Source organism: Streptomyces sp. NPDC005648, from assembly GCF_040605395.1.
Taxonomy (GTDB): domain Bacteria; phylum Actinomycetota; class Actinomycetes; order Streptomycetales; family Streptomycetaceae; genus Streptomyces.
Window position 1 is genome coordinate 29968 of record NZ_JBEXCS010000001.1, and the last position, 21365, is coordinate 51332.

Genomic DNA, 21365 nt, shown 5'->3' on the forward strand with positions numbered 1-21365 from the left:
CCGCTAGAGTCGCAGACGTGTCGTACCTAGGCCCGGAGTTCGATCCGCCCCAGCCCCGCCGCCCCCGCCGCGGCCCCCTGACCGTGGCCGTGGCCGCGCTCGTGCCGGGGGCCCTGCTCGGATGGCTCGTGTACGAGGTGGTCGGGGGGTCGGGCGACGGAGGCGGGTCGGCACAGGCGACGGTGCGGACGTCGACGTCGGCATCGGCATCGGCCCCGTCGGACAGCGCCGCCGATTCACCCGCCGGTTCATCCGCAGGTTCATCCGCAGGTTCATCCGCAGGTTCATCCGCCGGTTCATCCGTCGACGACGGCAAGCAGCCCGGCACCGCGACCCCGACGCTCACCGCCCCGACCGGTTCGGCGCCCGCCGCCTCCGGCCCCCTCAGGGGCAAGGTCATCGTCATCGACCCGGGCCACAACCCCGGCAACTTCCGGCACACGGCCGAGATCAACCGCAAGGTGAACATCGGCACCAACTGGAAGGAGTGCGACACCACGGGCACCTCCACCAACGCGGGCTACACGGAAGCCCAGTTCACCCTGGACGTCTCCCACCGGCTCAAGGCGCTGCTGGAGAAGCTGGGCGCGACGGTGAAGCTCACCCACGACAACGGCTCGCCCGCCTGGGGCCCGTGCGTCGACCAGCGCGCCCGCATCGGCAACAACGCCCACGCCGACGCGGCGATCTCCATCCACGCCGACGGCTCGGCGGCCGGCAACCGCGGCTTCCATGTGATCATGCCGGGCGCCGTCCACGCGGGCGCCGCCGACACCCGCGCCATCGTCGGCCCCTCCGCCGCCCTCGGCCTGCGCGTCGCGGCCAACTTCGTACGTGTCACGGGTGAACCCGCGTCCAACTACGTCGGCAAGGGCACCGGTCTCGTCACCCGCACCGATCTCGGCGGTCTCAATCTGTCAACGGTTCCCAAGGTGTTCATCGAGTGCGGCAACATGCGCGATAGCAAGGACGCGGCACTGCTCACCAGCGGCGCCTGGCGGCAGAAGGCGGCACAGGGGATCTCTGAAGGAATCGTGAGTTTCCTGCGCTCTTCGTGATCGCCGGTCGGATCCCTGCGGACACCCAGGTCGGGTGGGCGATAGGGTCTACCGACGACGAGACGACCTACGAAGGACCTTTGAAGTGAACATCCGCTCGCTCACTCGAGGCGACGGTGCGGTGATCGGGGCAGCGGTGTTGCTCTTCATCGCGTCGTTCCTCAAGTTCTATTCCGTCGACGGGTACAACCTGGACTCGAACGCGTGGGACAGCCTGGGCACCGGCCTCGGCCTCTACATGGGCGGAGTCATCGGCGCCGCTCTGATCGTCGTGAACCGCATCCTGCCCGAGCCGCGCAAGGTCGCGGGCCTGGACCTCGGCACGGTGGGCACCGCGTTCACGGTCCTCGTCGCATGGGCCATCTTCTGGACCCTGGTGGACGTACCGACCGGGGGCAGCGCGGCGGCCGGCCTGATCCTCGGCTTCATCGCCGCTCTCGTCCTGGCCGGTGCCGCCATCGCCACGCCTCTCGTCCCCGCCCTCCAGGCCGCCCTGATCCCGGCCCCCAAGCCCCAGGCCCCGCAGCCCTACGGCGCCCAGCCCCCCGGTGGCTACGGCTACCCGGGCGCCCAGCAGCCGCCGTACGGCGGTCAGCCGCAGCCGGGTCAGCCCTACGGCGCGCAGCCGCAGCCCGCGCAGGCGCAGCCCCAGCCGCCGGCGCCGGCCGGGGACTTCTCGCCGTTCTGGTTCGCCGTTCCGGTGCCGCGTCCGCTGTTCGCGGAGGACGGCTCGCCGACGCCGATCGCCGAACTGGCGCCGGGCACCTGGTACCTGGCCGTCGAGCAGCGCGGTCCCGGTCTGGTCGCCCAGACGCAGGACGGCCGCCGTGGCGTACTGCAGGACACGTCCGGCATCCAGCGCGGCTGACCGGACCGGCCGTACCCGGGCCCACCGGCCCCTCGCCCTTCCGGGCGGGGGGCCGTTGTCGTACAGTCACTGCCCGCGGACCCATAACTGACGGCTCGTCAGAAATCGGCAACCGGAGGCGGCATGCGACTCGGTCTCTCCCTCGGCTACTGGGGTCGCGGCCCCTCCGCCGACCATGTCCCGCTCGCGCAGGAGGCCGAGCGGCTCGGGTACGACTCCGTGTGGACGGCCGAGTCCTGGGGTTCGGACGTCTTCACCCCGCTCACCTGGATCGCGGCACACACCTCCAGGATCGGACTGGGTACGGCCGTCGCGCAGATGGCCGCCCGGTCGCCGACCACCACCGCCATGCACGCGCTCACCCTCGACCATCTCTCCGGCGGGCGGGTGCTGCTGGGGCTCGGACTGTCGGGGCCGCAGGTGGTGGAGGGGTGGTACGGGCGGCCGTTCCCCAAGTCGCCGCTGACCGCGACCCGGGAGTACGTGGACGTCGTACGGCAGGTGCTGCGGCGGGAGGCACCCGTGGTGCTGGAGGGGCGCTTCCACTCGCATCCGTACCGCGGGGAGGACGGCAGCGGGCTCGGCAAGGCACTGAAGTCCATCACCCATCCCCTGCGGGCCGAACTGCCGGTCCTGCTCGGCGCGGAGGGGCCGAAGAACGTCGAGCAGACCACCCGGATCGCGGACGGCTGGCTGCCGTTGTACTGGTCGCCGACCCGGCCCGACGTGTACGGGCCCGCGGTGCGGCACCTCCCTCCCGGGTTCCTCGTCGCCCCCATGGCCCAGGTGCGGGTCTGTGACGACGTGTCCGAAGGGCTGCTGCCCGTGAAGACCATGCTCGGCTTCTACATCGGCGGCATGGGCCACGCGGCACGCAACTTCCACGCCGATCTGATGGCGCGGATGGGGTACGAGGAGGAGGCGCGGCGGATCCAGCGGCTGTTCCTCGAAGGGCGCCGGGAGGAGGCCGTGCTGGCCGTGCCCGACGCCTTCGCGGACGAGATCTCGCTCGTCGGGCCGCGTGAACGCATCGCCGAGCGGCTGGAGTTGTGGCGGAAGGGGCCGGTGACGGACCTGCTGGCACTGGCCCCCGACCGCGCGACGCTCCGGGTGCTCGCCGAACTCAACTCCTAGGATCCGCCGGTCAGTTCACCGGCGGACGGCACCTTGTCGGTGACCTCGGCGCCCGCGCTCTTCCCGGCGTCCTTCACCTTGTTGATGATGTCGTCGAAGGAACTCACCGTGGAGTCGGTCGACTCGCCCTTGCGGAGCCTGGACGGCAGGTCCTTGAGAGCGGCGATCCCGGCGCCGAGCGGGGCGAGGGCCTTGGAGAGGGCGGGGTCGCCCTGGGCGTTGCGGGTGGCGGCCTTCAGTCTGTTGTACGCGAACGCGCCCGCGAGGCCCGCCTTGACCAGCGCGAACCTCCGCCCGTGCGCACCCTTCTTGAACTTGCCGGCCTTCCAGGGCTTCACGATCCACTGGTACGTCGCCCCGGCCGCGAGGCCGGCGTTCGCGACGAAGCGGGTCTTGGCGAACTTCTGCCGTTCGGCGGAGGTGCTGGGGCTGGGGGTGGCGGCGGCGACGGCCACGACGGCCGCCGTGTCCTGGGCGGTGCCGGCGCCGCGGGAGCAGGCGGTGGTGCCGGCGAGAAGGGCGCAGCAGAGGGTGAGCGCCGCGATCAGGCGCCGTGCGGGCACGGCTGTCGGTACGGGCACGGGTCCTCCCGGGTGTGCTCCCCGAGCGGGTCTTCCTCCGGCAGCCTGCCTCCGCGCGGCGCGGCGCGCCACTCGGGACGCCCGCGGGGCCCTCAGACGCGGGCGAGGGCCGTGTCCGGGGCCGTGACCTGCACCGCGTCCAGGAGGCCCGGGAAGCGGGTGTCGATGTCGTCGCGGCGGAGGGTGATGACCCGGGTGGTGCCGCGGACCTCGGTGTGCATGACGCCGGACTCGCGCAGCACCTTGAGATGGTGGGAGAGCGTGGACTTCGCGATGGGGTAGTCCAGTTGTCCGCAGACCCGCGAGCCCTCCTCGTGGAGCACCCGGGCGATGTCCCTGCGGATCGGATCGCTCAGTGCGTGCAGTACCCGGTCCAGAGAGATCTCGTCCCGGTCGGGGTGGAAGAGTCCGGCGCGCATACCCGCCCTCCTCGTCTCGCTCGTCGGTGTCCGTCCTGTCCCCCGATGCACCCTCTTTCAAGGTTCTACGATCATAGAACACGGGGCGGGGCGCCGGAAGCGATCTCCCGGCGCCCCGCGCGGTCAGCCGTGCAGCGCCGTCCGCAGCACGGTGATCCGTTCCTCCGCCCGCCGGAGCGACACCTTCGCCGCCGGGATCAGGTAGGCCAGGTGGTACGCCCCGGAGAAGACGTGCGTCTCGACCGGCACCCCGGCCGCGAAGAGGCTCTCCGCGTAGGCCACGGCCTCGTCCCGGCAGGGGTCGTACTCCAGGGCCGTCACATACGCCGGCGGCAGGTCCGACAGGTCCTCGGCCCGGCCGGGGGCCGCGTAGACCGGCACGTCGTCGCCGCCCGCCCGGTCACCGAGGTAGTGGTGCCAGCTGATCTCGGCGTTCGGTGTGTTCCAGCCGGGGGTGTCGGTGAACCGGGCCATGCTCAGGGTGGTCCGCCGGTCGTCGAGTTCGGGCAGGTCCAGATACTGGAAGGCGAGCTTCGGCCCGCCCCGGTCACGGGCCAGCAGGGCCACCGCCGCCGCGAGTCCGCCGCCGGCGCTGATGCCGTGCACCGCGATCCGGTCCGCGTCCACGCGCAGTTCCCCGGCCCGGGCCGCGAGCCATTCCAGGACCGCGTAGCAGTCCTTCAGGCCCGCCGGGTAGGGGTGTTCGGGGGCGAGCCGGTAGCCGACCGAGACGACGACGGCGCCGGCCCGGCGGGCGATGTCCAGGCAGGTGTCGTCGTCGACCTCGATCCGGCCGATGACGAATCCGCCGCCGTGGATGTTGAGGACCGCCGGCAGGTCGCCCGTCGTGCCGGCGGGCCGGTAGACCCGTACCGGCACCCGGGGGTTGTCCTGCGGGCCGGGGACCTCCAGGTCGGTCACCTCGACGCCGCTGGTGTCGGGAGCGGGCCGCGCGGCACCGGCCGCGATCAGCGTGGCGCGGGTCCTGGGGGGTTCGGTGAGGTCGAAGACCCCGAAGTTCCCGGCGGCCTCGGCGAGGTCGGCGTCATAGCGATAGGTCATGGTGCGTGTCCTGTTCGGGGGTGGGGGGACGGTCCCGGTCAGGCGTCCTGTCGAGGGGTGGGCGCGGCCTGTCCGGGAGTGGGGGGAACGAGCACGATCTTGCCGCCGAGCCCGCCCTTCTCCCCCAGCGCGAGGGCCTCGGCGGCGCGGGAGAGGGGAAGGCGTGCGGCGATGGGGAGTTCGAAGGGGCTGTGGCCGATCAGATCGAGGGTGGAGGCCAGTTCGAGGGGGACGTGCTCCAGGTAGGGCACGCCGAGCGCCTGTACGGCGGGGTCGGCGACGATGGTGACGCGCCGGGCCGTCTCGCTCACCAGCCGTACGGCGGTCCCGGCGGGCCCGAGGCCGCCCGCGCAGTCGATGCTCGCGTCGAACGGGCCCAGTTCCGCGAGCCGTTCGGCCTCCTGGCCGCCGTACTCGACGGGCACGGCGCCCAGTCGGCGCAGCAGGTCGTGGTGGCGGGCGGAGCCGGTGCCGACGACCCGCGCGGCTCCGGTGAGCAGGGCGAGCTGGACGGTGGCGAGGCCCACTCCGCCGGACGCGCCGTGCACCAGGAGGCGTTCGCCCGCGCGCAGACCCACCTGGCGCAGTGCGGAGTAGGCGGTGCCGGCGGCGACGGGCAGCACCGCGGCCTGCTCGGCGTCGAACCGGTCGGGCCAGGCGGTGAGTTCGTCGGCCTCCTGGGCGGCCGGGACGGCCTCGTGGAGCCGGTAGGTGCCGGGCCGGCCGTGCCGGACGACCCGGTCGCCGACCCGGAACCGCCGTACGCCGGCGCCGACTTCGACGACCACGCCGGCCGCCTCGACACCCAGGCAGGCGCCGGGCAGGTCCAGCGGGAGGTGGGCCCTCAGATCACCGCGCAGGATCTTCCAGTCGATCGGGTTGACGCCGATCGCGAGGTAGCGGACCACGACCTCGCCGGGGCCCGCGGAGGGCACCGGGAGGTCGGTGGCGTACAGCTCGTCCGGTGTGCCGTACCGGTCGAACAGGACGGCCGTGCTCATACGGCGGCGGCCTCCTGACGCCGGAACGCCCCGGCCGCCGTGTAGACGCCCAGGGAGACCAGATAGGCGGCGACGGTGAAGCCGGCGACACCCCAGAAGCCGTGGCCCTTGGCGAGCAGGACACCGCCGACCGCGCCGCCGATGGTCGTACCGACGTACATGGCGGCGTTGGCGAGGGAGGAGACGGTGCCGCGGGCGGTCTCGGTCTGCTGCTGGAGGATGCTCATGAACACCGGGAAGACGAACCCGGCGACCATCATCACCAGGGCCAGCAGGACGAGCGCGGTGGCGAGGTTCGGGGAGAGCGGCACCAGGCAGTACAGGGCGCCCATGACGAGGACGGCGAGGAGCAGCGACCGGTACAGGCCGAGGCGCGCGACGAACCGGCTGCCGAAGAGCGAGCCGATGACGTTGCCCGCGCCGACCGCCATCATCGCCGTGCCGACGGAGCCCACGCTCAGCCCGAAGTCCGCGGTGAACCAGGAGCCGTAGAACGAGATCGCCTCGAAGTTGCCGGTCTGGAAGACCAGGTAGCCGAGGAGGTACCAGCGCAGCCGGCCGGAGCCGAGGACGGTGGCGTAGGTGCGCAGGATGTGCCGGGGGCCCGCGCCCGCGGCGCCGGGGCGGCCGGGGACGGACGGGAAGTAGCGGGCCAGCAGCAGCCACAGCAGGACCGAGACACCGCCGATCGTCCAGAACGGCAGGTGCCAGGAGACGGCCGCGAGCCAGCTGCCGAGCGGGATTCCGGCGAACTGGGCGATGGACAGACCGGCGGTGGCGAAGCCCATGGTGCGCACGATCAGCTCGGGCCGGACCAGGACCGGGATGGAGGCCCAGATCTGCGGGGAGACGAACGCGGCGCTCACACCGGCCAGGAACCGGAAGAGGATCATCGTCCAGAAGCCCTGGGCGAAGCCGCACAGCGCCGTTGTCACGATGAATCCGACGAGCCCGCCGAGCAGTACCCGGCGGCGGTCCCGGCCGTCCGAGAGGGGCCCGGCGATCAGGGCGAACAGGGCGTAGCCGAGGGCGTAGGCGCTGACCATCCAGCCGGAGACGTCGCCGGAGACGTCGAAGGTGTGGGACAGGGTCGGCAGCAGCGGGGCGACGAGGAAGGTGTCCGTGCCGATCACGAACATGGTGGCGAAGGCCAGCAGGGACACGGTCCTCGGCGCGGGGCCGGTGGTCTCGGCGACGGGGGCCGAGGTGGAGGAGACACTGGTCATGTCATCATCACCGCCCAGGAGCGGTTGAGTTTCCCTTCGAGCATGTGAAGGGCCTGGACCGCGATGAACCCTTCGTCGGTGGTTTCGGACGGCCCGCCGGGTGTCCGGGAGAAGCCGCCGTCGGCGCTCTGCCGGACCGCGATCCACCGCACGCAGGCGTCGGTGTCGGCGGGGCCTGAATGGAGGGCGCCCAGCATGTAGAGCGCCCCGATGGCGTGGTAGGAGCCGACAAAGCTCTCCACCGAGCCGTCCCGGTAGCGGAAGCCGCCTGCCTCGGTCTGGAGGCCGTGCAGCCAGGCCGCGGTCCGCTCGGCGTGCGGCGGGCGCAGTCCGAGCGCGATCAGCGCGCCCACCACCCGGAAGGTGGCGAACGTGTCGGAGGGCGAGCCGGGCAGATTGCCGTAGCCCCCGTCGGGGTTCTGGCAGGCCAGGAGGAACGCCACGAGGTCGTCGGGGCATTCGGGCCGGGCGTCGAGCGCGACCAGGGTGAGGGTCGCGAGGTGGGAGTGCCAGGCGTCGGCGGGGAATCCGGGCGCGTTGCCGAATCCGCCCTCGGGGCGCTGGCAGTCCCTGAGGAACCGCACACAGGCGTCGCGGTCGAAGTCGGGGTGGTCGCCGCCGCCCAGGACGACGGCGGTGAGGACGGCGCAGTAGGTGGTGAACGTCTCGGAGGGCACGGAGGGTTGCTCGCCGAAGCCCCCGTCGGGGTTCTGGGTGGCGAAGACCCCGCGGAGGATGCCGGGCACGTCCGGGACCTCTTCGCCGAGGGCCAGCAGGTCGGAGACGACGTGCAGTACGGAGAAGGTCTGCGCGGTGCGGTCCGAGCGCAGGCCGAGGGGTGCGCGGTAGGGCGTGAGGCCGTAGCCGAGGCCGGAACGGGTGGACCTGAGCCAGCGCAGATAGGCCGCGAAGTCGACCAGTCCGTCGGTGACGGGCGCGCTGGTGACATGGCCGAGGTCGTTGTCGAAGGGGTCCGGTTCGGGTGGCTCGGTGAGCGCGGGCGCGGCCGGTGCGGTGGGCACCCGGTCGCCGAGGGCCCACAGGGCGAGCAGCTGGGTGTGGGCGTGCTTGCCGTGGAAGGGGACGTAGGTGGTGTTGCCGACGGCGAACGAGCCGGTGCTGCGCGGCGGGACCAGGACGTGCCGGGCCAGCGGGACGGTGGGGTCGACCGGGGTGGAGAACCAGCTGCCCTGCCCCTGGAAGACCCCGCCGGCCCGGACGTCGGTGTACCGCTCGACCTCGGCGGCGGCGTCCTCGGCCAGCGCCTTGAGGCGTACGGCGGTGTCGTCGTCGTGGGGGAGGCCGGAGTCGTCGCCGGTCGTGAGGGCGGCGGTGCGGCGGGCGGCCAGCGCCAGCAGGGCGTGGTCGGCGACGAGTTTGGCGGGGAAGGGCGAGTCGGGCCTGCCGTGCAGGGCGGCGACCGGGTCGACGCGGACGACGGAGTCGGCGCCGCTGCGGTCCCAGTAGCCTCGGGCGCCGGTGTGGCCGTGGTGGGCCTGGATGTGCAGCAGGGCCCGGCGGGCCCGGTCGGCGGCGGCGCTGTGGCCGCGCCGGTGCAGTGCGGTCCAGGCGAGGGCGGCCAGGGCGCTCGCCCGGGTGCGGTGGCCGTGGAGGGTGTCCGGTTCGCCGCGCGGGGTGAGGGCGGCCCAGACGCCGTCGCCGTGGGCGTACCGGTCCAGGTGGTGCGCGGCGGTGTCGAGGAACGGCGCGTCGGAGGTGGTGACGGCGTCGGCGGCGAGGACGAGGAGCGCGGTGTCCTCCAGGGGGCTCGCCCCGTCCAGGACGGTGCTCCAGGAGCGGTCGAGGCGGGCGGGCCAGTCGTGGCGCAGGACGGCCCCGGTGACCCGGTCCAGCCGCTCGCGGGCTTCGGCGGTGAGGGCGGCGTCGTAGAGCAGGACGCCCGCCCGGTGCAGGGCCCAGGCGGCGAGGGCCTGGGTGGCGGGGGTGCGGACGTCACCGACCGGGTGTGCGGCGCCGGTGACGTCCAGGAGTTCGCGGAAGCCCGGCTGCTCGGGGTCCGTGAACTCCCGCAGGGCGGCGAGGAGTCGGGCGGTGAGGTCCGAGTCGTCGGGGCCGGGCAGGACCAGCAGGGCGAGGGACGCGTCGCGCAGGGTGCGGTCGGGGGTGATCACGTCGGCGGCGTCACGGCCGAGGACTGCGGGGAGGCGGGCGTCGGCGTCCAGGAACTGTTCCAGGACGAAGGTGCGCAAGGAGGGAGGGGCGCTCAAGAGGGGACTCCTCGTCGTCGCACGGCATCTTCGTTGTTCGTGAAACATCGAATAAGCCGGGATCGTAGCAGGGCGGAAGCCGGGTGGCCAGGGAGCGTTCAGCCGGTACGGGGCAGCGGGCCGTCCCGCACCGCGTCCGGCAGCGGACGGACGCGGTCGGGGCTGAACCGCTCGTGGACGTAGAGCCGTACACCGTCGTCGCAGGTGATGACGTACTCCTTGTACGCGCAAGGACGCACGCGCCCGCCCTCCGGCCACTCGCCGGTGCCCGACGAGAGGATCTCCCGGTGCTGCCGGGTACGCCCCTGCCGCAGCCGCAGGCCCAGCGGGGCCGGATCCTCCGCGGAACCCGACCAGGCGGCCGGCGGCGCGGTGAAGACCACGGTGTTGCGGCTGACCGCCCGCCCCTCCGGGGTGCGCAGGACCGAACTGCGCCGTACCGCCGTACCGTCGGCGGGGAGGCCGAGCGCACGGACGGCCGCGGCGCTCAACTCCCGGACGGCAACGCGCTCCTGACGTTCGACGTGCACGGTGAGCGGGGTGTCCAGCAGGGCTTCGAGGAGCAGGGTGGTCGAGCCGTCCCCGGCGAGCAGCATCCGGGTGGCCGAGGCGATCAGGGAGACGTCGCCGTACGGGGGTTCGCTCACCGCAGGGCCCCCTCGACCGGCCGCGATCCGGAGCGGGCCGTGCGGGCCGCGTCGGCGAGCAGTGCGGCGGCGCGGGCGGTGCCCCGCCCCTCGGGGGCGATGGCGAGGTGCGCGGAGGACGGGACGCCGCTCCGGGCTCCGATGAACGGCCGTACCGCGTCGGCGAGTTGGTCGGCCGCGGGCGCGATCAGGGACGGGAAGCCGAGCCGGCCGAGCCGGTCGGAGGCCTCCACCTCGTGGTACTCCGCCAGGCTGCTGAGCACGAACACCGTGGGCACGCGCAGCGCGGCCACCTCGGTCACGGTGATCCAGCCGGGCGCCGACAGCAGGACGTCGGCCTCCTGGAGCAGCGGCATCCAGTCGGGCAGATAGGTGAGGACCACCACGTCATCCGGTGCCTCCACCCACTCCCGGCCCAGCAGCACGAGCTGGAGGTCGGGGTGGAGGCGCTTCAGACGCCGGTGGGCGAGGATGTACGACTCGATGACGCGCTGCTTGTTCTCCCAGAACATGCTGGTGCCGCCGACCGATCCGACCATCAGGGGGCCGGGGCCGAGGCCCAGGGAGGCGCGCACCGCACTGCCGTCGGACCGCTCGGGTATCTCGCGGATCATGGGGCCGGTGAAGACGGCCCGGCCGGTGGCCAGGGCGGCGGCGACCGAGGTGCCGGCGTCGAGCTCGGGGACGTACGGCTTGTCGGTGAGCACGATCTCGGCGGTGGAGACGATCCAGTCGAAGACCGTGTGCAGGGAGTTGCGGCCGCGCCGCAGGTCCTCGCGGTCGACGTGGAATCCGGCCGCCTCCAGGGTGGGGTCGTCGATCTGGAGCAGCGTGAAGTCGTACCGTTCGGTGACCAGGGCGTGCGGCACCCCGGCGATGGCGGCGGCCATGCTCGCGGAGATGTTGTAGTCGCTCACCACCAGGTCGGGCGCGAGGTCCTGGTAGTGGGACAGATAGCCGAGCACCCGCTCGCCGTTGACGAAGGCCGGGGCGACATAGCCCTTGATGTAGCTCTGCCAGTCCAGCTCACGGGTGAGGTTGGAGCTGGTGGCGTGGTCGACGAGACCGCCCGCGATGTCGACGGTCTTGACGCCGGCCGCCTCGAAGAGCGGCCCGAAGGTGGGTTGCAGGGAGCCGAGCAGGACGGTGAGCTCGGCGTCCGGTGACTGGCGGCGCAGCTCGCGCGCGAGGGCGAGGGAGCGCATGTTGTGGCCCGAGCCGGTCGGCGCGGGCGCGAAGACGATCCTCATGACGGGTTCCTCTCCAGGACTCCGGAGGTGGTGTGCCGGGCGGGGACGTTCCCGACGACGACGGCACCCGCGGTCACCTCGGCGCCGTCGCCGAGGGCACAGGGGCCGACGAGGGTGGCGTCCGCGCCGATGCGCACGCCCGCCCCGATGGAGACCGGCCCGCCCTGCCAGGGCAGGGAGCGCCGGGTGAGGTCGTGACCGCTGGAGACGACCAAGACGCCCGGGCCGAGTTCGGCACCGGCGCCGATGTCGATGCCGTCGGACGCCTCCAGGACGGCCAGGTCGCCGATCCGTACGCCGGGGCCGCAGCGCAGTCCGCCGCGCGGCGAGGGGCCGTCGGCCCGGCCCATGGTGATCACCCCGGCCCCCAGGCGGACTTCGGGCCCGCCGGAGAGGTCGGCGTCGAGGACTCCGCCGCCGTCCGAGGTCCAACCGGCGGGCAGCGGCCTGCGGTTGGAGTCGAGGCGGGCGCGGACCCGGCCGAGGATGGCACCGAACTCGGGCGGGCCGTCCTCGGTCACCTCGCGCCGGCGCAGCACCCGGGCCGGCCGCCCCACGACGACGGTGTCCGCCGGCACGTCCGCGGTGACGTGCGCGCCCGCGGCGACGACCGCGCCGGGGCCGATCCGGACGCCGGGCTCGACCACGGCCCGGGCACCGATCCAGGCGGCGGCCTCGACCAGCACGGGTGCGGCACCGGGCCGGCCGATGCGGGCCATGGAGGCGATCTGGGTGCCGGAGACGATCCGCGCACGGCCGATCCGGCAGCGGAATCCCACGAACACCCCGCCCTCGACCACACAGCCGTGCAGGGCCGTGCCGTGCCGGATCCAGGCACCGGGCCCGACGGCCGAACCGGCGCCCACCTCGGTGCCGGCCTCGACAAGGGCGGCGGGATCGACGGTTAAGGAATGCTCCATGGCAATGGAAACTAAGACCATTCAACTCCCCGACGCAAGCACTTAAAAAAAACTCACCGACACGGCCACGGGGAATCGGATCCGTAACAAATAATTCACATGTGACACCCCTTCATCGGAATCAAATACTCCGCTTAGCGGGCTGAAGTGCAGAGCTTTAGAAGCTCATTACCAACGAGTATGTTTCCGACGACCACCCCTCCGGCAGCCGACCGCGCGCCTTCATGATCACGCCGTTGCGCAGGCATGTTCGATGTTCTACGATGCTTCAACCAATCGGAGGTCTTTCTGCCATGCACGTTTTAGTGACAGGCGGCGCCGGATTTATCGGCAGTAATTACGTACGCCGCCTCCTGAACGGCCGGTCCGACGTCAAAGCCGATAAGGTCACCGTTCTCGACAAGCTCACCTACGCGGGAAACACCGCGAATCTCGACCCTGTTCTTGGAGATCCGGCACTGCGCTTTGTCCAGGGCGACATCGGCGACCCGGACCTGGTGCCGGAACTGCTCAGCGGGGTCGACGCGGTCGTCAACTTCGCCGCCGAGACCCATGTCGACCGCTCGATCCAGAACTCCGCCGAGTTCGTCACCACCAATGTCCTCGGCACCCAGAACCTTCTCCAGGCCGCCCTGCACACCGGCGTCGGCCGGTTCCTGCACGTCTCCACGGACGAGGTGTACGGCTCCATCGAGTCGGGTTCCTGGACCGAGGAGTGGCCGCTGGCCCCCAACTCCCCCTACGCCGCCGCCAAGGCGGGCGCCGACCTGCTGGTGCGCTCCTACGCGCGCACCCACGGCCTGAACGTCGGCATCACCCGGTGCAGCAACAACTACGGCCCCTACCAGTACCCCGAGAAGCTGGTCCCCCATTTCGTGACCACCCTCGCCCGCGGCGGCACCGTCCCGCTGTACGGCGACGGACTCAACGTCCGCGACTGGCTGCACGTCGACGACCACTGCCGCGGTATCGACCTGGTGCTCACCGAGGGCGCGCCCGGCGAGGTCTACAACATCGGCGGCGGCACCGAGTTGACGAACCATCAGCTCACCGGACTGATCCTGGAGGCCTGCGGCGCCGACTGGTCGTCGGTGCGCCGGGTTCCCGACCGCAAGGGCCACGACCGCCGCTACTCCCTCGACGACTCCAAGCTGCGTGCCCTCGGCTACCGGCCCCGGGTCGAGTTCGCCCGGGGGCTGGCGGCCACGATCGCCTGGTACCGGGAGAACCCGGCCTGGTGGGAGCCCCTGACGACGATGGCCGCCTGAGCCCGAGCGCACACCCACGCCCCCAAGGCCCGGAAGGACATCCCATGCGCGGCATCATCCTCGCCGGCGGTTCCGGAACCCGGCTGCGCCCGCTGACCAGCGTGCACTCCAAGCAGTTGCTGCCCGTCTACGACAAACCGATGATCTACTACCCGCTCTCCGTGCTGATGCACACCGGCATCCGCGAGATCCTCCTCATCTCCGGCCCCGAGCACCTCGACACCTACCGCTCGCTCCTCGGCGACGGCAGCCGCCTCGGCATCCAACTGCGCTACGCCGTACAGGAAGAACCCCGCGGCATCGCCGAAGCCCTCGTCCTCGGCGGCTCCTTCACCCGCGGGGAACCCGTCTGCCTCATCCTCGGCGACAACATCTTCTACGGCCACCGGCTGCCCGAACTGCTGCGCCGCGAGGCCGGACACCTCGACGGCTGCACCCTGTTCGGCTACCCGGTCAGCGACCCCGAGCGCTACGGCGTGGCCACGGTCGACGACACCGGCACCGTCGTCGGCCTCACCGAGAAACCGGCCCGCCCCGCCTCCAACCTGGCCGTCACCGGCCTCTACATGTACGACGGCACCGCCACCGAACGCGCCGCCGCCCTCGCCCCGTCCGACCGCGGCGAGCTGGAGATCACCGACCTCAACCTCGGCTATGTGCGGGAGGGCCGGGCCCGCCTGGTCAACCTGGGCCGCGGCTCCGCCTGGTTCGACACCGGCACGCACGACAGTCTGCTGGAGGCCGCGATGTTCGTGCAGGTGCTGGAGAAGCGCCAGGGCATCCGCATCTCCTGCCTGGAGGAGATCGCCTACCGCATGGGATACGTCGACAAGGAACGGCTCGCCCTGCTCGGCAAGGAGCTCTCGGCGTCCTCCGGCTACGGCCGGTACGTGATGGAACTGGCCGCGACCTGAGACATGGACTCCCCCGCGCACAACCCCACTTCCCCCCACCTGCGGACGACGGTGTCCGGCCAGGCGGCCCATCCCGGGCAGACCGCCCGAACCAGTCAGTCAGGAGAGGTCGTGGACACCCTTCTTCCCGGCACTTCGCCCTCCGCCGCGCCACCCGGCACCTGGCGCACCAGGCCGGCGGCCCAGCAACCCCCGTGGCCGGACCGGACCAGCCTCGACGACGTCACCGGCCGGCTCGCCGCGCTGCCTCCCCTGGTCCTGTGGGACGAGTGCGCGCGGCTGCGCGACCGCTTGGCCGACGTGGCCCGCGGCGAGGCGTTCCTCCTCCAGGGCGGCGACTGCGCCGAGACCCTGGCGGACGTCACCGCGGACGCCGTCCGGGCCAAGCTGAACACCCTGCTCCAGATGTCCGCGGTGCTGACCTACGCGGCCGCCCTGCCGGTCGTGAAGATGGGCCGGATCGCGGGCCAGTACGCCAAGCCGCGCTCCCGGCCCACCGAGACCCGCGACGGCGTCACCCTCCCCGTGTACCGCGGCGACGCCGTCAACGACTTCGCCTTCACCCCCGCGTCCCGCACCCCGAACCCCGAACGCCTGCTGCGGGTGTACCAGTCGTCCGCCAACACCCTCAACCTGGTCCGGGCGTTCATGGCGGGCGGCTACGCCGGCCTCGACCAGGTGCACGAGTGGAACAGGGACTTCGTCGCGGGCTCACCCCGGCGGTCCACCTACGAGCACCTCGCCGAACGCATCGACCACGCACTCGACTTCATGCGCGCCATCGGCGGCCGGCCCGAGGACTTCGACAGCGCCGAGTTCTTCGTCTCCCACGAAGGGCTCCTGCTCGACTACGAGTCCGCCCTGACCCGCGAGGACGAGCGCACCGGCCTCCCCTACGCCGCCTCCGGCCACCTGCTGTGGATCGGCGAGCGCACCCGCGACCTCGACGGCGCCCATGTCGAGTACTTCTCCGGCATCGCCAACCCGATCGCCGTGAAACTGGGCCCCACCACGACCGCCGACACCGCGCTGCGGCTGATCGACCGCCTCGATCCCGAACGCGTCCCCGGCCGGCTGACGTTCATCACCCGCATGGGCAGGGACCGGGTGCGCGAGGCACTGCCGCCGCTCGTGGAGAAGGTCACCGCCTCCGGTGCCCAGGTGGCCTGGATCTGCGATCCCATGCACGGCAACACCATCGAGGCCCCCTCCGGCCACAAGACCCGCCGCTTCGACGACGTCCTGGAGGAGGTCAGGGGCTTCTTCGAGGTCCACCACGAGCTCGGCACCCACCCCGGCGGCATCCATGTGGAGCTGACCGGCACCGATGTCACCGAGTGCGTCGGCGGTGGCCACGAGGTCGCCTTCACGGACCTCTCCTCCCGCTACGAGTCCACCTGCGATCCTCGCCTCAACCGCCGGCAGTCCCTCGATCTGGCCTTCCTGGCAGCCGAGTTCCTCACCAGGACCGTCCGCCAACGGGGTCGCGGATGAGCGCGTTGCGCTGGCTGACCGCGGGGGAGTCCCATGGTCCCGCACTGGTGGCGACGCTGGAGGGTCTTCCGGCGGGTGTGCCGGTCACCACGGAGATGGTGGCGGACCATCTGGCCCGGCGTCGGCTCGGCTATGGGCGCGGTGCGCGGATGAAGTTCGAGCGGGACGAGGTCACGTTCCTGGGGGGTGTCCGTCATGGGCTGACGCTCGGTTCGCCGGTGGCGGTGATGGTGGGCAACACCGAGTGGCCGAAGTGGGAGCAGGTGATGGCCGCCGATCCGGTGGATCCGGAGATTTTGGCGGGGCTGGCGCGTCATGCCCCGCTGACCCGGCCCCGTCCCGGGCACGCGGATCTGGCGGGGATGCAGAAGTACGGCTTCGACGAGGCGCGGCCGATCCTGGAGCGGGCCTCGGCGCGGGAGACCGCGGCGCGGGTGGCGCTGGGTGCGGTGGCGCGGTCGTATCTGAAGGAGACGGCCGGTATCGAGATCGTCTCGCATGTCGTGGAGTTGTGTGCGGTGAAGGCGCCGGCCGGGGTGTATCCGACGCCGGCCGATGTGGAGCGGCTGGACGCGGATCCGCTGCGCTGCCTGGACGCGGACGCGTCGAAGGCGATGGTGGCGGAGGTCGACCAGGCCCACAAGGACGGCGACACCCTCGGTGGTGTGGTCGAGATCCTGGCCTACGGCGTCCCGGTCGGCCTGGGCTCGCATGTGCACTGGGACCGCCGGCTGGACGCCCGTCTGGCGGGGGCACTGATGGGCATCCAGGCCATCAAGGGCGTGGAGGTCGGGGACGGGTTCGGGCTGGCCCGGGTGCCGGGTTCGAAGGCGCATGACGAGATCGTGGGCACGCCCGAGGGCATCCGCCGTGTCTCGGGCCGCTCGGGCGGCACGGAGGGCGGCCTGTCCACGGGTGAGCTGTTGCGGGTGCGGGCGGCGATGAAGCCGATCGCGACGGTGCCGCGGGCCCTGCGGACGGTCGACGTGAGCACGGGTGAGGCCACGCAGGCCCATCACCAGCGCTCGGACGTCTCGGCGGTCCCGGCGGCGGGGATCGTGGCGGAGGCGATGGTGGCCCTCGTCCTGGCGGACGCGGTGGCGGAGAAGTTCGGCGGTGACAGTGTGTCCGAGACGCGCCGTAACGTGCGTTCCTACCTCGATCATCTGGCCATCCGGTGAGTGGGCCGCTGGTCGTGCTTGTCGGTCCGATGGGGGTGGGCAAGTCGACGGTGGGGCAGTTGCTCGCCGGGCGGCTGGGGGTGGGGTACCGGGACACGGATGACGACATCGTGGCCGGGCAGGGCCGCACCGTCGCGGAGATCTTCGTGGACGAGGGTGAGACGGTCTTCCGGGCGATGGAGAAGGCCGCCGTGGCCGGGGCGCTGGGTGAGCATGCGGGGGTGCTGGCGCTGGGCGGCGGTGCGGTCCTGGACGCGCGGACGCGGGCGCTGCTGGCCGGGCGGCGGGTGGTCTACCTCTCGATGGACGTCGAGGAGGCCGTCCAGCGCACCGGGTTGAACCAGGCCCGTCCCCTCCTCGCCGTCAACCCGCGCAAACAGTGGCGCGAGCTGATGGAGGCCCGGCGCTCCCTGTACGAGGAGGTCGCCACGGCCGTCGTCCCGACCGACGGGCGCACACCCGAAGAGGTCACCCGAGCCGTCCTCGACGCCGTGGGTTTCACTCAGGGTTCGGCGGCAATCCGCAAGGTATGTCTCGATACAGCAGCGGCAATCGGGCCGGGGCGGTCATAGCGATCGTCGCCGACATCATGGCCCTCATCCTGGGCCTGTGGATACTGATGTACCTGCTGGACGCCAACCGGGCCAACGACCTGGTGCAGTTCGTCCACAACGCGGCCAACTGGCTGGCCGGCTGGTCACGTGATCTCTTCACCTTCGACAAGGCCTGGGCACGCGTGATCGCCGGCTACGGCCTCGCAGCGGTCGTCTACCTGTTCATCGGCCACGCCATCGCAGGCCGCATGCAACGCCACTGAGCGCTCCGCGCCCCTGGAGGGAGGGGCGCGGTCAGGTGCAGCAGTCTGGGGACAGGCCCCGGGGCAGGTGTTCGCCGGCGAAGACCGCGCAGGTCGCCTCGTGGCCGCCGAGGGCCGCGACCGCGAGGAGCAGGGAGCCGGCCGTCCACGTGGTCAGCTCCTGGGGCCAGATGGCCTCGTCCTCGAAGACGAAGCCCGTCCAGTAGAGACCGGTCTCGGAGTCCCGCAGGTGCTGGATCGCCTGGAGGATCGCCAGCGCCCGGTCGGACTCGCCCATCGCCCAGAGGGTGAGGGCGAGTTCGGCCGACTCGCCGCCGGTGACCCACGGGTTGGGGACGACGCACCGCACGCCGAGGTGCGGGACGACGAAGCGCTCCCAGCCCTCCTCGATACGGGACTTGGCCTCCGTACCCGTCAACGCGCCGCCCAGCACCGGGTAGTACCAGTCCATCGAGTAGCGGTCCTTGTCGAGGAACCGCTCGGGGTGCCGGCGGATCGCGTGCCGCAGCGCGCCGACCGCCAACTCCCAGTCCGGCTGCGGCTCTTCACGCTGCTCGGCGATGGCGAGCGCACAGCGCAGGGCGTGGTGGACGGAGGACGAGCCGGTGAGGAGCGCGTCGGCGGTGGAGGTGCCGTCGTCCTCGCCCTTCCAGCCGATCTGCCCACCGGGCTGCTGAAGCACCAGCACGTACTCGATCGCCCCTCGCACCACCGGCCACATGCGGTCGAGGAAGGTGTCGTCACCCGTGGACAGGTAGTGGTGCCAGACGCCCACGGCTATGTAGGCGACGAAGTTGGTCTCCCGCCCCCGGTCGGTGACCTGCGTGAAGTCCCCGTCCTGGTACGCCGCGTACCAGGACCCGTCCTCGTTCTGGTGCCGGGCGAGCCACTCGTAGGCCCGCTCGGCGGCCTCGTGCTCCCCCGCCGCGTCCAGCGCCATCGCGGCCTCGGTGTGGTCCCAGGGGTCCAGGTGGTGGCCCCGGAACCAGGGGATCGCGCCGTCCTCCCGCTGCTGGGCGAGGATGCCGGCGACGGTCGCGGCGGCCTGCCCGGCGGTGAGGACCCCGGGCAGGACGAGGTGTTCTGTCCGGGGAGTGGTCACTTGGCGTCCACCGCCGGAAGGTGCGGCTTGGTCGCGTACGCCACGAAGCTCTTGCCGATCAACGGGTTCAGCGCCTGCTCGGCGACCCGGGTGGCCAGCGGTTTCTTCATGATGTCCCAGACCAGCAGCTTGTGGTACGCCTTCACCGGCAGCGCCTTGTCGTTGTCGACGCCGAACGCGCACTTCAGCCACCAGTAGGGGCTGTGCAGCGCGTGGGCGTGGTGCGTGCCGTACGGCTTGAGGCCGGCTTCCTCGATCCTGGCGATCAGCTCGTCCGCCTTGTAGATGCGGATGTGGCCGCCCTCGACCTCGTGGTAGGCGTCGGACAGGGCCCAGCAGACCTTCTCGGGGCCGTAGCGCGGGACGGTGATGGCGATCCGGCCGCCGGGCTTCAACACCCGTACCATCTCGGCGAGTACGCCCTTGTCGTCCGGGATGTGCTCCATCACCTCGGAGATGATGACGACGTCGAAGGACTCGTCGGGGAAGGGCAGCGCGAGGGCGTCGCCCTCCATGGCGGTGGCGGTGGCTCCCTCCGGCGCCTCGCCGGCCTCCTCCATCGCCGCGAACCACTTCGCGACCTCGCGGATCTCCTCGCCGTTCTGGTCGAGCGCCACGACCTGGGCACCGCGCCGGTAGCACTCGAACGCGTGCCGGCCGGCTCCGCATCCGAGGTCCAGTACGCGGTCGCCCGGGGCGAGCGGGAACCGGGAGAAGTCGACGGTCAGCACGTGGCCCTGCTTTCGGAATAGACGCCGTTGTCACTGGACGGGGTGGCGGTCCCGACACCCTGTGGAGCCGCGGAACGGCCGGGGGGCTCGGCGGCGACGGGGACGACGGGTGCGGCGGAAGTGGCGCCCCCGCGCGAGCTCTTCGGGGCGTGGCGGCCGGCGATGGCCTCGCGGTACCGGGCCACCGTGCCCTCGGCGGCCCGCGCCCAGGTGAAGTGCCGTAGCACCCGCTCACGGCCGGCCCGGCCGAGCCGCGCTCTCAGCTCCGGGTCCCCCAGCAGCCTGCTCAGCCCCGCCGCCAGCGCCCCCGGGTCCCCCGGCGGCACCGCGAGACAGGTCTCCCCGTCGGCTCCGGCCACCTCGGGAATCGCCCCGCCGGTCGTGGCGAGCAGCGGAGTCGCCGTGGCCATGGCCTCCGCGGCCGGCAGGGAGAAGCCCTCGTAGAGCGACGGCACGCACGCGACCTCCGCCGAGCGGACCAGGTCGACCAGTTCGGCGTCCGAGATGCCCTTGACGAACTCGACGGCGCCTTCGAGGCCGTAGCGCTCCATGGTCTGGGCGACCGGCCCCTCCGCGGGCCGCTTGCCGACGACGACGAGGTGGGCGTCGGGGTGCTCGGTGCGCACCTTCGCGAGCGCCTCGACCAGGAACACCAGGCCCTTGAGCGGGACGTCCGCACTGGACGTCGTGACGATCCTGCCCGGGACCAAGGGGACCGACGGATCCGGCGAGAATAGATCGGTGTCCGCGCCGATGTGGACGACGTGGATACGGTCGTCCCGCACCCCCAGCTGGTCGACGATCTCGGCGCGGGAGGTGCCGGAGACGGTCAGGACGGAGGGCAGCCGGCGCGCGACCCGCCGCTGCATGCGGGTGAAGGCGTACCAGCGCCGCTTGGACATCCGCTGCTGCCAGTTGTCGGCGGCGTCCAGCTCCAACTGCCGGTCCACGGTGATGGGATGGTGGATGGTGGTGACCAGGGGCGCGCCCACATCCCCCAACAGGCCGTACCCGAGTGTCTGGTTGTCGTGCACGACGTCGAACTCGCCGCGCCGGGACCGGAGATGGCGGCGGGCGCGGAGGGAGAAGGTGAGGGGCTCCGGGAAGCCGCCGGTCCACATGGTCGCGACTTCCAGCGCGTCGATCCAGTCGCGGTACTCGTCGCGCCCGGGCGTGCGGAAAGGGTCGGGCGAGCGGTAGAGGTCGAGGCTGGGCAGCTCGGTCAGGCTCAGCCGGGCCGCGTACTGCGCGCCTTCGTCGAGGACGGGATACGGCTGGCTGCCGATGACCTCGACGCGATGGCCGAGGCGGGCCAGCTCGCGGGAGAGATGGCGGACGTAGACACCCTGGCCGCCGCAGAACGGGTTCCCTTTATAGGTGAGGAGCGCGATGTGGAGCGGTCGCTCGCCGTCGGCGGCGAGGTCCTCCTGGAGACCCGCCTGACTGGCCTCAGCGGTCACTCTG

The 21365-nt window shown here is 72.0% G+C and carries 21 protein-coding genes; 9 read left to right on the forward strand and 12 right to left on the reverse strand.

The window, feature by feature from the left end; translation table 11 throughout:
* The first annotated feature begins 17 nt into the window (after positions 1-17).
* The 3 genes from ABZT17_RS00155 (at position 18) to ABZT17_RS00165 (ending at position 3060) form a co-directional block, all read left to right on the forward strand.
* On the forward strand, positions 18-1058 hold the full coding sequence (locus ABZT17_RS00155; RefSeq protein ID WP_356341702.1) for an N-acetylmuramoyl-L-alanine amidase: 1041 nt from the start codon (positions 18-20) through the stop codon (positions 1056-1058).
* Positions 1059-1143: 85 nt separating this feature from the next.
* Positions 1144-1926, forward strand: a complete 783-nt coding sequence (locus tag ABZT17_RS00160) for a DUF5336 domain-containing protein (protein ID WP_356341704.1) — start codon at positions 1144-1146, stop codon at positions 1924-1926.
* A 123-nt stretch (positions 1927-2049) separates the two neighbouring features.
* Positions 2050-3060, forward strand: coding sequence for an LLM class F420-dependent oxidoreductase (locus tag ABZT17_RS00165; protein ID WP_356341706.1), 1011 nt, complete (start codon positions 2050-2052; stop codon positions 3058-3060).
* Here the strand turns inward: ABZT17_RS00165 and ABZT17_RS00170 are convergent.
* The 9 genes from ABZT17_RS00170 to ABZT17_RS00210 form a co-directional block, all read right to left on the reverse strand.
* Positions 3057-3641, reverse strand: coding sequence for a hypothetical protein (locus ABZT17_RS00170; protein WP_356341710.1), 585 nt, complete (start codon positions 3639-3641; stop codon positions 3057-3059). The genes ABZT17_RS00165 and ABZT17_RS00170 overlap by 4 nt on opposite strands.
* 92 nt (positions 3642-3733) lie before the next feature.
* Positions 3734-4060, reverse strand: a complete 327-nt coding sequence (locus tag ABZT17_RS00175; RefSeq protein ID WP_030932095.1) for a helix-turn-helix domain-containing protein — start codon at positions 4058-4060, stop codon at positions 3734-3736.
* 123 nt (positions 4061-4183) lie between these two features.
* On the reverse strand, positions 4184-5122 hold the full coding sequence (locus tag ABZT17_RS00180; protein ID WP_356341712.1) for an alpha/beta hydrolase: 939 nt from the start codon (positions 5120-5122) through the stop codon (positions 4184-4186).
* Positions 5123-5160: 38 nt separating this feature from the next.
* Positions 5161-6123: an NADP-dependent oxidoreductase gene (locus tag ABZT17_RS00185; RefSeq protein WP_356341715.1), complete on the reverse strand. Its 963-nt coding sequence runs from the start codon at positions 6121-6123 to the stop codon at positions 5161-5163.
* Entirely contained in the window at positions 6120-7349 is a 1230-nt protein-coding gene (locus tag ABZT17_RS00190) for an MFS transporter (protein WP_356341717.1), read from the reverse strand. Before ABZT17_RS00190 ends, ABZT17_RS00185 begins: the two co-directional genes overlap by 4 nt.
* Entirely contained in the window at positions 7346-9577 is a 2232-nt protein-coding gene (locus ABZT17_RS00195; protein ID WP_356341719.1) for a prenyltransferase/squalene oxidase repeat-containing protein, read from the reverse strand. The genes ABZT17_RS00190 and ABZT17_RS00195 overlap by 4 nt, the downstream gene beginning before the upstream one ends.
* 98 nt (positions 9578-9675) lie before the next feature.
* The gene (locus tag ABZT17_RS00200; RefSeq protein WP_356341722.1) at positions 9676-10224 is read right to left on the reverse strand and encodes a hypothetical protein; all 549 of its coding nucleotides are present in this window, start codon (positions 10222-10224) and stop codon (positions 9676-9678) included.
* The gene (locus ABZT17_RS00205) at positions 10221-11474 is read right to left on the reverse strand and encodes a hypothetical protein (RefSeq protein WP_356341724.1); all 1254 of its coding nucleotides are present in this window, start codon (positions 11472-11474) and stop codon (positions 10221-10223) included. The genes ABZT17_RS00200 and ABZT17_RS00205 overlap by 4 nt, the downstream gene beginning before the upstream one ends.
* A complete protein-coding gene (locus ABZT17_RS00210; RefSeq protein ID WP_356341726.1) occupies positions 11471-12394 on the reverse strand; it encodes a DapH/DapD/GlmU-related protein in 924 nt (307 codons plus the stop codon). Before ABZT17_RS00210 ends, ABZT17_RS00205 begins: the two co-directional genes overlap by 4 nt.
* A gap of 293 nt (positions 12395-12687) precedes the next feature.
* On the opposite strand from ABZT17_RS00210, the gene rfbB reads away from it, so the two are divergent.
* The 6 genes from rfbB to ABZT17_RS00240 all read left to right on the forward strand — a co-directional run bounded on the left by rfbB (position 12688) and on the right by ABZT17_RS00240 (position 18068).
* Entirely contained in the window at positions 12688-13662 is a 975-nt protein-coding gene (rfbB, locus tag ABZT17_RS00215) for a dTDP-glucose 4,6-dehydratase (RefSeq protein WP_356341728.1), read from the forward strand.
* 44 nt (positions 13663-13706) lie between these two features.
* On the forward strand, positions 13707-14576 hold the full coding sequence (rfbA, locus tag ABZT17_RS00220) for a glucose-1-phosphate thymidylyltransferase RfbA (protein WP_356341730.1): 870 nt from the start codon (positions 13707-13709) through the stop codon (positions 14574-14576).
* A gap of 111 nt (positions 14577-14687) precedes the next feature.
* Positions 14688-16070 (forward strand): class II 3-deoxy-7-phosphoheptulonate synthase, encoded by a 1383-nt coding sequence (locus ABZT17_RS00225; RefSeq protein WP_356341733.1) that lies wholly within the window; start codon positions 14688-14690, stop codon positions 16068-16070.
* Positions 16067-17251: a chorismate synthase gene (aroC, locus tag ABZT17_RS00230; RefSeq protein ID WP_356341735.1), complete on the forward strand. Its 1185-nt coding sequence runs from the start codon at positions 16067-16069 to the stop codon at positions 17249-17251. The genes ABZT17_RS00225 and aroC overlap by 4 nt, the downstream gene beginning before the upstream one ends.
* On the forward strand, positions 17248-17823 hold the full coding sequence (locus tag ABZT17_RS00235) for a shikimate kinase (protein WP_356341738.1): 576 nt from the start codon (positions 17248-17250) through the stop codon (positions 17821-17823). Before aroC ends, ABZT17_RS00235 begins: the two co-directional genes overlap by 4 nt.
* A complete protein-coding gene (locus ABZT17_RS00240) occupies positions 17781-18068 on the forward strand; it encodes a hypothetical protein (protein ID WP_240868263.1) in 288 nt (95 codons plus the stop codon). The genes ABZT17_RS00235 and ABZT17_RS00240 overlap by 43 nt, the downstream gene beginning before the upstream one ends.
* Positions 18069-18099: 31 nt before the next feature.
* Here ABZT17_RS00240 and ABZT17_RS00245 read toward each other — a convergent pair whose 3' ends face one another.
* Genes ABZT17_RS00245 through ABZT17_RS00255 form a run of 3 tightly spaced genes read right to left on the reverse strand, consistent with a single transcriptional unit; the run spans position 18100 to position 21361 of the window.
* Positions 18100-19170, reverse strand: a complete 1071-nt coding sequence (locus tag ABZT17_RS00245) for a prenyltransferase/squalene oxidase repeat-containing protein (protein ID WP_356341740.1) — start codon at positions 19168-19170, stop codon at positions 18100-18102.
* A complete protein-coding gene (locus ABZT17_RS00250) occupies positions 19167-19901 on the reverse strand; it encodes a class I SAM-dependent methyltransferase (protein ID WP_356341742.1) in 735 nt (244 codons plus the stop codon). Before ABZT17_RS00250 ends, ABZT17_RS00245 begins: the two co-directional genes overlap by 4 nt.
* Positions 19895-21361 carry a glycosyltransferase family 4 protein gene (locus ABZT17_RS00255; RefSeq protein WP_356341744.1) on the reverse strand — a complete coding sequence of 489 codons (1467 nt, stop codon included), beginning with the start codon at positions 21359-21361 and terminating at the stop codon, positions 19895-19897. The genes ABZT17_RS00250 and ABZT17_RS00255 overlap by 7 nt, the downstream gene beginning before the upstream one ends.
* Between the last annotated feature and the right edge of the window lie 4 nt (positions 21362-21365).